Annotated in this window: 12 protein-coding genes; 9 read left to right on the top strand and 3 right to left on the bottom strand. The window is 77.6% G+C overall.

The annotated features are described in order from the left end of the window. Positions 1–9: 9 nt before the first annotated feature. The 4 genes from HH311_RS30610 (at position 10) to HH311_RS30595 (ending at position 2,737) form a co-directional block, all read left to right on the top strand. Positions 10–1,032: an SDR family NAD(P)-dependent oxidoreductase gene (locus HH311_RS30610; protein ID WP_312030511.1), complete on the top strand. Its 1,023-nt coding sequence runs from the start codon at positions 10–12 to the stop codon at positions 1,030–1,032. A gap of 143 nt (positions 1,033–1,175) precedes the next feature. Continuing rightward, a complete protein-coding gene (locus HH311_RS30605) occupies positions 1,176–1,634 on the top strand; it encodes a hypothetical protein (protein ID WP_169187515.1) in 459 nt (152 codons plus the stop codon). Between the two features lie 140 nt (positions 1,635–1,774). Then, complete coding sequence (locus HH311_RS30600) at positions 1,775–1,954, top strand: hypothetical protein (RefSeq protein ID WP_169187514.1); 180 nt, start codon at positions 1,775–1,777, stop codon at positions 1,952–1,954. 57 nt (positions 1,955–2,011) lie between these two features. Continuing rightward, on the top strand, positions 2,012–2,737 hold the full coding sequence (locus HH311_RS30595; protein ID WP_211191034.1) for a TetR/AcrR family transcriptional regulator: 726 nt from the start codon (positions 2,012–2,014) through the stop codon (positions 2,735–2,737). Here the strand turns inward: HH311_RS30595 and HH311_RS30590 are convergent. Beyond that, positions 2,713–3,663, bottom strand: a complete 951-nt coding sequence (locus HH311_RS30590) for a DUF2127 domain-containing protein (RefSeq protein WP_169187513.1) — start codon at positions 3,661–3,663, stop codon at positions 2,713–2,715. The two genes, HH311_RS30595 and HH311_RS30590, sit on opposite strands and share 25 nt — an antisense overlap. Positions 3,664–3,771: 108 nt before the next feature. Between HH311_RS30590 and HH311_RS30585 the strand changes: the two genes are divergently transcribed. Beyond that, positions 3,772–5,154 carry a sorbosone dehydrogenase family protein gene (locus HH311_RS30585; protein ID WP_169187512.1) on the top strand — a complete coding sequence of 461 codons (1,383 nt, stop codon included), beginning with the start codon at positions 3,772–3,774 and terminating at the stop codon, positions 5,152–5,154. A 10-nt stretch (positions 5,155–5,164) separates the two neighbouring features. Here the strand turns inward: HH311_RS30585 and HH311_RS30580 are convergent, their stop codons facing one another. Then, on the bottom strand, positions 5,165–6,274 hold the full coding sequence (locus tag HH311_RS30580) for a glycerate kinase (protein WP_169187511.1): 1,110 nt from the start codon (positions 6,272–6,274) through the stop codon (positions 5,165–5,167). A 323-nt stretch (positions 6,275–6,597) separates the two neighbouring features. Next, positions 6,598–8,985: a CDP-alcohol phosphatidyltransferase family protein gene (locus HH311_RS32390; RefSeq protein ID WP_248304420.1), complete on the bottom strand. Its 2,388-nt coding sequence runs from the start codon at positions 8,983–8,985 to the stop codon at positions 6,598–6,600. 33 nt (positions 8,986–9,018) lie between these two features. Here HH311_RS32390 and HH311_RS30570 point away from each other — a divergent pair, with 33 nt between their 5' ends. The 4 genes from HH311_RS30570 to HH311_RS30555 all read left to right on the top strand — a co-directional run bounded on the left by HH311_RS30570 (position 9,019) and on the right by HH311_RS30555 (position 12,353). After that, positions 9,019–10,002 (top strand): zinc-binding alcohol dehydrogenase, encoded by a 984-nt coding sequence (locus tag HH311_RS30570; protein ID WP_396027474.1) that lies wholly within the window; start codon positions 9,019–9,021, stop codon positions 10,000–10,002. A gap of 70 nt (positions 10,003–10,072) precedes the next feature. Further along, the gene (locus HH311_RS30565; RefSeq protein ID WP_169187510.1) at positions 10,073–10,471 is read left to right on the top strand and encodes a 6-carboxytetrahydropterin synthase; all 399 of its coding nucleotides are present in this window, start codon (positions 10,073–10,075) and stop codon (positions 10,469–10,471) included. Continuing rightward, positions 10,468–11,553 (top strand): glycosyltransferase family 4 protein, encoded by a 1,086-nt coding sequence (locus HH311_RS30560; RefSeq protein ID WP_169187509.1) that lies wholly within the window; start codon positions 10,468–10,470, stop codon positions 11,551–11,553. Before HH311_RS30565 ends, HH311_RS30560 begins: the two co-directional genes overlap by 4 nt. Then, on the top strand, positions 11,493–12,353 hold the full coding sequence (locus HH311_RS30555) for a class I SAM-dependent methyltransferase (protein WP_312030509.1): 861 nt from the start codon (positions 11,493–11,495) through the stop codon (positions 12,351–12,353). Before HH311_RS30560 ends, HH311_RS30555 begins: the two co-directional genes overlap by 61 nt. The last annotated feature ends 71 nt before the right edge of the window (positions 12,354–12,424 follow it).

Here is a 12,424-nt window from a genome sequence, read left to right as displayed (position 1 = left end):
GGTGAGAAGGTGATCATCGGCGTGCCGGCCCCGGACCCCCGCCGTAGGCTGCGCCGCGTGCCGCTGCCGCGACTGCTGGACGCCGCGCTCGACCGCCTCGTGGTCCCGGGGTACTCCCGCCTGGGATACCTCGCCCGCGCCGCCGGATGGTCCGCGCTGCCCCCGGACGCGCTCGCGGGCCGGACCGTGGCGGTGACCGGGGCGAGCGGCGGCCTCGGGGAGGCCACCGCCGCCGGGCTCGTGGCCCTCGGCGCGGAGGTCGAGCTGGTGGTGCGCGACCGCGGGCGCGGCGAGGCGGCCCGGGCGCGGCTCCTCGAGGCCCGTCCCGGAGCCCGGGTCACGGTCGCGTGCTGCGACCTCGCCGACCTCGACGACGTGCGCCGCTACGCGGCCGACGCCCGGGACCGCCTGCTCGCGCTCCACGGCCTCGTGCACAACGCGGGGGTGCTGCCCGCGGAGCGCACCGAGACCGCGGCGGGGCACGAGCTGTGCCTGGCGACCCACGTCCTCGGCCCGTTCCTGCTCACCCGCGAGCTGCTGCCGCTGCTGCGCGCCGGGTCGCCGCCCGACCGCCCGGGCAGCCCCGCGCGCGTGGTGTTCGTGTCCTCGGGCGGGATGTACACCGCGTCGTTGCGCACCGACGACCCGGAGTTCCGGGAGGGCCGCTACTCGGGGGGCGCCGCCTACGCCCGGACCAAGCGGATGCAGGTCGTCCTCGCCGAGCTGCTCGCCGACGACCTGGCCGCTGCCGGCGTCGCGGTCCACAGCATGCACCCCGGCTGGGCCGACACCCCCGGCGTCGCGGGCTCGCTGCCGGGCTTCCACCGCTTCACCGGGCCGTTGCTGCGCACCGTCGAGCAGGGCGCCGACACCGCGGTGTGGCTGCAGGCCGCGCGGGAGCCGGGACGCTGCAGCGGGGTGTTCTGGCACGACCGGGTGCCGCGCCCGACCCACTACCTGCCCCGCGGGGAGGAGCCCCCGGAGGAGCGCGCCGCCCTGTGGGCGCTGTGCGTGGACGCCACCGCCGCCTGACCGGCGGATCGTCCGCGGCAGTCGCCCGAACGGACGCATCCTCGGGCAGCGGGCGGACGGTGGTTAACGCCCGGCCCCCGCGGCTCGATGCGTCCGGTGAAGCCCCGTGACTCCAGCGGGGACGGGTGCCACCGGGGGCCGGGATGACGGGACAGCACAGGCAGCGCGTCGGCGCAGGCGGCGGACCGGCCACGGGCGGCGCGACGCCGCCGTCGGGCTACCACCGCGTGCCGACCCACCCGCAGGCCGTCCCCGCGCCGCGCCCCGCGCCGAGCGGCCCGCAGCCCGTGGTGCCGGGCCCGTACGGCGTCTACGGGTGGGACCCGGCGAACGACGTCGAGGACCCGCGGCCGGCGGGCAACCCGGCCGCGGCGACCTCGGTGGTCCTCGCCGTCCTCGCGGTGCTGGTCGCGCTGCGCCCCCTCGCCTTCGGCTCGATGGCCATGTCCTGGGACACCTACGTGGCCCTCGGCGTCGCGGTGATCGCCCTCGTCACCGGCGGGGTCGCGCTGCGCAGCCCGGTCCGCCGCCCGGTCGCCGTCGTCGGGATGGTCCTCGCGGTGGCGGCGCTGCTCCTCGTCGCGGTCCTGCCGACCCTCTAGCGCCTCAGGAGGTCAGGACCAGCCGGTCCCGCAGCCGTCTTCCCCGCGGGTCACCGACCGGGCGAATCCGCTGCCCCCGCCGGGTGAGCCACCGCGCGGCGCGGGGACGGGAGCCGCGCGCGCTGGCATCGTCGTGCACCGTGTCCGCTGCCCCGACGCCGCCCGCCACGCCCATCTTCGACGCGGTGGACCGCTGGTGGCGCGAGGGCGGGGACGAGCCGGCGCCGGCCACGATCCTGTCCTTCCCCGGCTCGACCCGCGAGCCGCGGCGGCCGGTGCGCGTGTCCACCACCTCCGACCCGCGGCACCTGCTCCGCTGAGACCGACCCGTGGCACGGCCCGGCGAGCATGATCATCCGGGGTCGTACGATGCGGGTGTGACGCCGCCCGTCACGCCGGTGCCGGCGTCCGCGCTCGTGGCCCCGGTCTCGTGCTGGGCCGACGACGAGGTCCGGGAGCGCACCCGGCGCACCCGGCGGCGTCTGCTCCTCGCGGCAGCGCGGCTGTTCGGCGAGGACGGCTACCACGGGGCGTCGGTCGCCGACATCCTCGCCGCCGCCGGCCTGACCAAGGGCGCGCTCTACTTCCACTTCCGGTCCAAGTACGCGCTCGCGGAAGCGCTGGTGACCGAGGTGCAGCGGTCGTGGTTGTCCATCGAGATCCAGATCGCCGACCGCGGGCTCGACCCGCTGTGGCGGCTGCTCGTGGAGACCGACGCCTACGTCGCGCGCTGGATGTACGACGCGGTGGTGCGCGGCGCGAGCCAGGCCCTCGGCGACCCCGAGCTGCTGGCAATGCGGGGGCACTGGTTCGAGCGCTGGGAGACCGCGACCGCCGACCTCCTCGTCGACGCGTCCGCGGCGGGCCTGCTCGCCGCCGAGGTCGACCCGCGCCGCGCGGCGCGGGCCGTCGTCGCCATCGCGACCGGCAACTACACGCTCGCCGACGGGCCGGAGGACTTCTGGGCCCGGATGACCGAGTCCTGGGAGGGCCTGTTGCCGGTCCTGACCTGCCCCGCCTGGCGGGCCGGCTGGGCGGACTCGCCCTGGCACACCCGGCCCGCGCCGGACCCGGAGGCCTACCGGCTGGCCCGCGAGCCCTGACGCCGGTCGCCCCCGTCGGCGCCGGGTGCGGTGCGCACGAGCGCGTCCCAGCCCTGGTCCTCGGCGCGGGCCGCCTCCTCGGCCGCCCCGCCCCCGCGGAGCCCGAAGAGCCGCTTGGCGACCAGCAGGTAGGCGATGACGGCGAGGTTGATGACCAGCGCGAGGATCTTGAAGACGGTCACCCGCCCGGTGAGCTCCCAGACCTCGGGGATCAGCAGCACCGAGGTGGCCACGAGCGTGAGGTACTCGGCCCACCGCCTCGCCTGCCACAGCCCGACCGCCTCGACGCCCTCGAGCAGCGCGTAGGCCGCCACGACGACCCCGACGAGCACGATCGAGGTCGCGCTCGCCGAGAACGCGCGGGTGACCTCGCCCACCACGCCGTCGTCGCCGTCGCCGATCCCGACGGTGTCCCGCAGCGTCCCGAGCACCGCGAAGAACGGGGTGCGCAGCGCCTCGCGGTCGGCCAGGAAGACGAAGACGGCCGCGGCGACCAGCGCCAGGCCCACGAAGTGGATCACCCGGTCGATCGCGATGAGCCGCAGCACGAACCGGTCGCGCAGCGCCCGGCCCCGCAGCGGCAGGTCGACCTCGGCCCGCGTGGGCAGCTGCGGCTGCGTCGGGGCGTCCGGCGGGTCGAGCGGCACCCACGAGTCGCAGCGCAGGCAGCGGTGCCAGCGGACGGTGCCGTCGCCGTCGGCCTCGGCGACGTCCCGCACGACGATCGCCGGGTCGAAGCCGGCGTCCTCGGAGCGCAGGACCGCGGCGTCGGTACCGAGGAGCCGGTGCCCCCGGAGCCCGCACGTGAGCAGCTCGTAGTGGAAGCGGGGCCGGAACCGCGCGGGCGGCACGGTGCCCGGCGGGCTGTGCAGCCGGTTCGACGCGCGGGCCCCCGCGGTGTCGGTCCGGCCGGCGGTGCTGGTCATGTGGGCTCCTCCCGGCTCGGGATCCTACGGACGCCGCGGGCCGGCGGGACATCGGTTGTGGACCCCCGAGTGGTGCCCGGCCGGAGGGCCCGCCACGCTGGGTGGGACATGACCGACATCCGCGCCGTGCCCCGGGCCGCCCGGTTCGCCCTCGCCGGGCTCGCCTCGCTGCTCCTCCTCGTCTCCGCCTGTTCCTCCCCCGACGCCGAGCCGCCCGCGGCCGCGGCGCCGGCGCCGTCCGGCGCCCCGACGTCGGCCACCACCGCCGGCCTCGCACCGACGCCGTTGCGGGTCGGGGCCGGGATGGGCGACGCACCCTTCGACACCGCCCGCACGGTGGACGTGCCGGCCGGGTGGACCGCCTCGGTGTGGGCACGCCTGCCGGGAGCCCGCCTCGAGGCGTGGGCGCCCGACGGGTCGCTGCTCGTGTCGCTGCCCGGGGACGGGCAGGTCGTGCGACTCGTCCCGGGCGCCGACGGTGCCGCCCCGGCGCGGACGACGCTGCTCTCCGGCCTCACCCAGCCCCACGGCCTGGCCTTCGACGGGTCGACGCTCTACGTCGCCGAGAGCAACCAGGTGTCCGCCTACGCCTACGCGGCCGGTGCCGCGACGGGGAAGCGGGTCGTCGTCCCCGGCCTGCCCGACGCCAAGAGCCCGGACCTGCGCGGCACCTACGCGCACGCGCTGAAGTCGGTCGTCGTCGGTCCGGACGGGTCCCTGTACGTCTCGGTCGGCTCCACGGCGAACATCTCGCCGCAGGACCGCGACGCGGACCCCCAGCGCGCGGCGATCCTGCGCGTCCCGCCGGGCGGCGGCGCGCCACAGGTCTACGCGCGCGGGGTGCGCAACGGCACCGGCCTCGCCCTCGGCCCGGACGGGCGGGTGTGGACCGCGGTGAACAACCGCGACAACATCCAGTACCCCTTCCACCAGCCCTACGGCGGCGACGGCGACGCGTACGGCCAGGTGATCCCCGGCTACGTCAACGACCACCCGCCGGAGGAGCTCGCCGCCCTGACCCCGGGGCGGGACCTCGGCTGGCCGTTCTGCAACCCGGAGCCGGACACCCGGCCCGGCGTGCCGGGCACGCCGCTGAAGCAGGCCGACCTCGGCTTCACCCGCGACGCCGAGACCAACGGCGACGGCGCGCAGCTGGACTGCTCGACCCTCCCGCCGATCGAGCAGACCTTCGGGGCGCACTCGGCCCCGCTCGGCCTGGCCTTCGCGACGCTGCCGGGCAAGGGCGAGGGCGCCGTCGTCGGGGTGCACGGCTCATGGAACCGCACCGCGCCGCGGGCCCCCGAGGTGTCGTTCTTCCCGTGGTCGAACGGGCGGATGGGCGACCAGCAGACGCTCGTCGGCGGGTTCCAGGCCACCGACGGGTCGCGCTGGGGCCGGCCGGTCGCGGCGGTGCCCGGGCCGGACGGGGCGCTCTACGTCAGCGACGACCAGGCGGGCGCGATCTACCGGGTGGCGCCGCCCGGGAGGTGACGCCGGGTCCTCACGGCAGGGGCACCGTCGCCGCGAGGTGCTCGAGCAGCTCGGCGGCGTGGGCGCGGCTGCGGTCCGGGTCGGGCTCGACGTCGGCGAGCGCGGCCGCCGCCGTGATGCCCGCCCCCCGCAGCTCCTCGGCGTCGAGGGCGACCGAGCCGGCGAGCGCGAGCACCGGGATGCCCGCCGCGGCCGCCCGGGCGGCGACCCCGGCCGGGCCCTTCCCGTGCAGCGTCTGGGCGTCGAGGCGGCCCTCGCCGGTGACGACGAGGTCGGCGCCGGCCAGGCGGTCGTCGAACCCGAGCAGCTCGGCCACCAGGTCGAACCCGGGGCGGAGGCGCGCGTCGAGCAGGGTCCGCACCCCGTACCCGACGCCCCCGGCCGCGCCGGCCCCCGGCTCGTCCTCGCGGCCGGCGGTCCCGGTGGCGGCGCCGAGCACCCGCGCCCACGACGCGAGCCCGGCGTCCAGGCGGGCGACGGCCGCCTCGTCGGCTCCCTTCTGCGGGCCGTAGACCGCGGCGGCGCCGTGCGGGCCCAGCAGCGGGTTGTCGACGTCGCAGGCCACCTCGACCGTCACACCGTCCGGCACCGCCCAGCGCGCCAGGTCGACCCGCGCGACCTCGGCCAGCCGGCCGCCGCCGATCCCGTCGGGCAGCGCGGCGCCCGCGCCGGCGAGGAGGACGGCGCCGAGCGCCTGGGCGAGCCCGGCGCCGCCGTCGGTGGAGGCACTCCCACCGAGCCCGACCACGAGGCGGCGCGCGCCGTCGTCGAGCGCGGCGCGCAGGACCTCGCCGAGGCCGTAGGTGGTGGCGTCCTCGGGGTGCGGGACGCCGTCGGGGAGGCGGACCAGGCCGCACACGTCGGCGAGCTCGACGACGGCCGCCCCGCCCGAGCGCGCGAACGCGGTGGCGACGGGACGGCCGGTCGGGCCGGACGCGGTGGCGGGGCGACGCTCGAACCCCGCGGCCACGGCCGCGTCGACGGTGCCGTCGCCGCCGTCGGCGACGGGACACAGCTCGGTCCGCAGGCCGCGCGAGGCGAGGCCCCGGGCGATCGCCGCGGCGACGTCGGCCCCGGTCAGGGAGCCCTTGAACTTGTCGGGGGCCACGAGGACGCGCACAGCCGCGCAGCGTGCCGGGCGGAACGGGTCGCGTCGAGGGCGCGCCGCGCGCGGACGGGGCGTGGTCGGCCGCTCACGGTCCGGTCACGCCCGATCGGTCACCCGGTAGGATGAGTGCGAGCGTCCGCTCCGGCCGCCGTCGGGGGACGGCCGGTTCGGGCGCTTCGTCCGTTCCGGGGGGGCCGAGCCCACGCACCGGGTGCCGGACATGAAGGAACCCGGGCCGTCAGGTCGGGGGTCTGACGGCACCGGGTTCATCTTCCACATCGTCCGGACCCCCTCGGGCTGTTACCGCCGACCGCGTGTGATGGCGGTCACACGCCTCAGCGCGGCGAGAACGCCTGCAGGAAGCGGTCGCGGAAGGCCTCCATCGGCCAGGTCGGGGCGGTCGGCGCGGGCTTCAGACCGGGGGTCCAGCCCCACGGGTCGGTGCGCGCGAGGACGGCCGGGTCCCGGGAGATGATCGAGATCGGGACGTCCGCGCCCGCACCCGGGCCGGTCACCAGCGGTGCCGGCTGGTGGTCGCCGAACGCGATCACGACGAGGTTCGGGTCGTTCGAGCGCTGCACCCAGGAGGTCAGCGCGTCCATCGTGTAGGCGATCGAGGTCGCGTACCCGGCACGGACCGCGGCGGTGTCGCGGGGGCCGGGGTTCGCGGTCTGCGACCAGAAGACCGACCCGTCGCCGAGCTGGTCCCACCCGACCATGTGCGGCAGCGGGGCCCAGGGCGCGTGGCTGGAGACGAGGTCGATCTCGGACATGATCGGCGCGCGCGGCGCCGGCCGGTCGCGCTCGAGCTGGTCGTAGCGCTGGAGCACGAACTGGTCGGGCATGGAGGCCCACCCGAAGCTCGGGCCGCGGTAGCCGAGCTGGGTCACGTTGTAGGCCCGGTCGTAGCCGTAGAAGGCGCCCTCGGGCCAGGGGCGGGTGGTGCCGGGCTGCATCGCCGAGGTGTCCCAGCCGGCGCGGCGGAACGCCTGCGAGAGCGTGAACCGCGAGCTCGAGGTGAGGGTGAGGTAGCGCTGCTCGTTGTCCACGTGCAGCCCGGACAGGAACGTCGCGTGGGCGAGCCAGCTGCCCGACCCGACCACCGACGACGTCAGGAACCCGCTGCGCACGCCCCACCCGGCGGCCGGGAGGTCCCGGTCGGCGCGGTCGAGGACCGGGGTGACGGTCGCGGCGAGGCCGGGGTCGGCGAGCGCGGCGCGGCCGTAGCTCTCGACGACCGCGACGACGACGTCCTTGCCGCGCAGCGCGGTGAGCAGGTCCGGCGCCGGTGTCCCCGCCCAGGCGTCCGCGCGGGACTGGGAGGCGAACTGCCCGGCGTCGCGCAGCGAGGCGTCGGTGAGGCGCACCCGCGTGGCGAGCGCGTCCGGGGTGTTCGCGGCGGCCAGGGCGACCCCGGGCGAGGTCGTGGTCCCGGTGACGATCGCGACCAGCCACACGGCGGCCAGCGCCCCCAGCGTGCGCAGCACGGGCCGCCGGTGCGCCGCGGCGCGGGTCACCACCCGGCGGGCCGCGAGCGCCCCGCCCGCGAGGAGGACGACGCCGAGGACGACCACGACGACGACCGCGCCGACCTCGGCCGCGGTGCCGTACGTGCTCCCGACGAACTCCGCGCCGTCGGCGACGAGCGCGCGGTCGAGCACCGGGTCGAACGGCCGGGCGAGGACCGTCGCGAAGCCGACGTCGAACGCGGAGAGCACCGCCCAGACCCCGAGCAGCGCGCCGGCGACGAGCGCGAGCGGGCGGCGCACCCGCGCGGGCAGGAGCAGCAGCAGCGCGAGCCCGGCGATCCCCTCGAGCGGCAGCCGCAGGTAGGCCTCGGGGACCAGGCCGGTCGTGTCCTGGGGGGCGACCAGGACCAGGGCGAGCACGACGACGGCGAGGGCGGTCACCACCACGCCCGTCACCCGGCGCCAGGTGGGCGTCGGCGGGGTGTCGTCGGGGACGACCTCCTCGTCGTCGGGAACCCTGGCCGGCACGGCCTCGTCCCGGTGCCGCGCGAGCCACACCACCGACACCGCGAACGACCAGGTCAGCGCCGCGAGCGCGACGGCGACCAGCACCGTCGCCACCACCGGCGGCAGGAGCTCCGTGCTCGCGACCACGAGCACCACGCCCTGCAGCGCCGCGACCACCTTCGCCGAGCGCCGCACCGGCAACGACCCCCGCAGCCACGGGAGCGCCCAGCCGGCCGCGACGAACGCGTAGCGCATCCCGCCGATCAGCAGGACCCAGGCGCCGAGGTCCGTCGCGACGGACACCGAGAGCACCGCGAGCAGCGCGGCGTCGAGCTCGGCGTCGAAGCGCGCCCCGAGCTCGCTCGCCGTGCGGGTGCGCCGCGCGACCTGGCCGTCGACCCCGTCGAGCAGCAGCGCCAGCGCGGCGAGGACCACCAGCGGGGCGGTGGGGACCGTGCCGGGGCGGGCGAGGTCCTGGGCCACCAGCGCGGCGACGCCGCCGGTCAGCACGGCGCGCAGCGCGGTGACGCTGCCCGCCGGCCCGAGCGTGGCGGCGCCGTCGCGGTGCGCCGCGCGGGCCACGAGCGCCCCGGCGAGCACGAGGAACGTCCCGCCGCCGAGCCAGCCGGCGACGCCCAACCCGGCGACCACCCGCAGCAGCGCGAACAGCCCGATCGCGACGACGGCGGAGCCGGCCAGGGTCGCGGCGACCGGGGGACGCCCGAGCGTCGCGGTGCGCGAGGACATCCGCCTATCGTCACCCCTCGCCGTCACACCGTCGTGGAGGAGGTAATCCTGCCGCCGAACGCACGCGCCTACCAGGTGCTCGAACCCGGACACGGCGCCCTCGTCGACGTCGAACTGCCCGATCCCGGGCCCGACGACGTCGTCGTCGCCACCCGCCACTCCGCGATCAGCCGGGGCACGGAGCTGCTGGTGTTCCGCGGGCAGGTGCCGCCGAGCCAGTACGGGGTGATGCGGGCCCCGTTCCAGGTGGGCGAGTTCCCCGGGCCGGTGACGTACGGCTACCTCGCGGTCGGGACGGTCGAGCACGGGCCGGCGGAGCTGCGGGGACGCGACGTGTTCTGCCTGTCCCCGCACCAGACCCGGGTCGTCGTCCCCGCGTCGGCGGTGTCGGTGGTGCCCGACGACGTCCCGGCCACGCGGGCGGTGCTGGCCGGCACGGTCGAGACGGCGGTGAACACCCTGTGGGACGCCGCGCCGCGGGTCGGCGACCGGGTCGCGGTGGTGGGCGGCGGGATGGTCGGGTGCGCGGTGGCCGCGCTGCTCGCCGGCATCCCGGGGGCGCGGGTGGAGCTGGTGGACGTCGACCCGGCGCGGGCCGCGGTGGCGGCGGCCCTCGGCGTCGGGTTCGCGCTCCCCGACGACGCGGCCGGCGGCTGCGACCTCGTCGTGCACGCCAGCGCGACCGAGACGGGTCTCGCCCGCGCGCTGGAGCTCCTCGGCGTCGAGGGCGAGCTGGTGGAGCTGTCCTGGTACGGCGACCGCGCTCCGCGGGTGCCGCTGGGCGAGGGTTTCCACTCCGGGCGGCTCGCGATCCGGGCGAGCCAGGTGGGGCGGGTGTCGCCGTCGCGGCGGGCCCGCTGGACCCACGCGGACCGGATGGCGCTCGCGCTGCGCCTGCTCGCCGACCCGCGGTTCGACGCGCTCGTCACCGAGGCGGTGCCGTTCGTGGCGCTGCCGGACACCATGGTGCGGCTGGCCGGCGGTGCACCCGGTCTGGGTGTGCGGGTGGACTACTGACCTCGCGTCAGGAAAGCCACGTTCCAGACACTGGGTGTCCGGAAACCGTCGTCGATCATGGAGGGGTGCGATGTTCTCGGTGACGGTCCGCGACCACGTGATGGTCGCCCACAGCTTCCGCGGGGCCGTGTTCGGGCCGGCGCAGGCGCTGCACGGCGCGACGTTCGTCGTCGACGCGACGTTCCGGCGTACCGAGCTGGACGCGGACGGCATCGTCGTCGACATCGGTGCGGCGACGACCGCGCTCGGAGCCGTGCTGGACGACCTGCGCTACCGCAACCTCGACGACGAGCCCGCCTTCGCCGGCGTGAACACGACGACGGAGTTCCTCGCGCAGGTGATCGCCGACCGGCTGGCGGCGCGGATCCACGCCGGCGACCTCGGCGACGGCGCCCGGGGCATCGCGGCGATCGCGGTGGAGCTGCACGAGTCGCACGTCGCGCGGGCGGGGTACGAGCGGGCGCTGTGACGGTCCACGCCGTGCTGCCCGGCGACGTCGACACCGTCCCGAGCGGCGGCAACGTCTACGATCGGCGGGTCCTCGCGGGGCTCGCGGCGCTCGGGCACGACGTCGTCGAGCACCTCCTGACGGGACCGTGGCCCGACGGCGAGGCGGCGGCGGTCGGCCGGGTGCTCCGCGCGGTTCCCGACGGCGAGGCGGTGCTGCTGGACGGCCTCGTCGCCTGCGGGGTGCCGGACGCGCTCGCGCCCCACGCCGACCGGCTGCGGCTCGTGGTGCTCGTGCACCTCCCGCTCGCCGACGAGGCCGGGCTCGCCGCCCCCGTCGCCCGCGACCGGGACGCCCGCGAGCGGGCGGCGCTGCACCACGCGGCCGGGGTGGTGACGACGAGCCGGTGGACCGCGGAGCGGATCACCGCCCGGCACGGCCTCGACCGGCACCGGGTGCATGTCGCGCAGCCCGGGGTGGACCCTGCGCCGGTCTCGCCCGGCTCGGCGGTCACCGGCGTCCCGCCGCGGCTGCTCTGCCTCGGGGCGCTCACCCCGACGAAGGGCCAGGACGTGCTGGTGGAGGCCCTGGCCTGCGTCGCGGACCGGCCGTGGCGCGCGGTGCTGGCGGGCCCGACGCACCGCGACCCGGGCTTCGTCGTCCGCCTCCGCGCCGCGATCGCCCGGTACGGGCTCGCCGGGCGCATCGAGATCCCCGGACCGCTCGGCGGGCGGCGGCTGGACGAGGTGTGGGCCGCCACGGACCTGCTCGTGCTGCCCTCGCGGGCCGAGACCTACGGCCTCGTCGTGACCGAGGCGCTGGCGCGCGGGATCCCGGTCGTGGCGAGCCGGGTCGGGGGCGTCCCCGAGGCGATGGGCGCGGCATCCGGGTGCGACGTGACACGGACGGCCGAGCCCGGAACCTGGGTACCGTCTGAGAACGTTCCCGCGCTCGCCCGAACGCTGCAGCGCTGGCTGGACCATCCAGGGCCACGTTCCGGGTGGAGACTCTCAGCGCTCGGACGTCGGGGCACGCTGAGGCCGTGGTGCTCCCCCTCCCGAAGGATCTCCTCGGTCCTCCTCCCTCCTGGGCCGCGCGGCTGAGCGAGCCCGGCTCGCCGGTCTGCTCCCCCGACTGGCTCGCGCTGCGCGAGCCCGCCGACCACGCCGCCCGCTCCGCCGACCTCGCGGCCGCCCTCGACGCGCACCTCGCCGGTCACCGGGGCGAGGTCGTGGTGCGCGACCTCGGCTGCGGCACCGGGTCGATGGCCCGCTGGCTCGCCCCCCGCCTCTCGCTCCCCCAGCGCTGGTCCACCCACGACCGCGACGCCGACCTCGCGCAGCGGGCCGCCGCGACCGCGCCGGTCCCGGCCACGGCCGTCGTCGGGGACCTGCGTGACCTCACCGACCTGGCCGGCACCGACGTCGTCGTCTGCTCGGCCCTGCTCGACCTGCTCGACACGGCCGCGGTGGAGCGCCTCGCCGGGCTCTGCGCCGACGCGGGCGCCGCGGCCCTGCTGACCCTCTCCGTGACCGGCGAGGTCGCGCTCGACCCGCCCGACCCGGTCGACGCGGACGTCGCCGCGGCCTTCGACGCCCACCAGCGCCGCGAGGGCCGGCTCGGGCCCGATGCCCCGGCCGCCGTCGCCGACGCCTTCGCCCGCCGCGGGTTCGGCATCACCCGGCGCGCGAGCCCGTGGCGGCTCGGTCCGGGAGACGCCGCGCTCGTCGAGGAGTGGCTGCGGGGCCGGCTCGACGCGGCCTGCGCGCAGGATCCGTCGGCGGCCGCGGCCGCCGGCCCCTACCTGGAGCGCCGGCTCACCGCGCTCGCGGCCGGCACGCTGCACGCGACGGTCGGTCACGCCGACCTCCTCGCCCTCCCCGCCGCCGGGGGTGACCGGTGAAGGCGGTGAAGCTGCTGCTCGGCGTCGGGGTGGTCGTGGCGGTGGTCGTCCGGCTCGGGACGGGTGCGGTA

The sequence above is a fragment of the Actinomycetospora sp. TBRC 11914 genome (genome assembly GCF_012933465.1).
Taxonomy (GTDB): Bacteria; Actinomycetota; Actinomycetes; order Mycobacteriales; family Pseudonocardiaceae; genus Actinomycetospora.
This window is presented reverse-complemented; position numbering and strand designations above follow the sequence as displayed.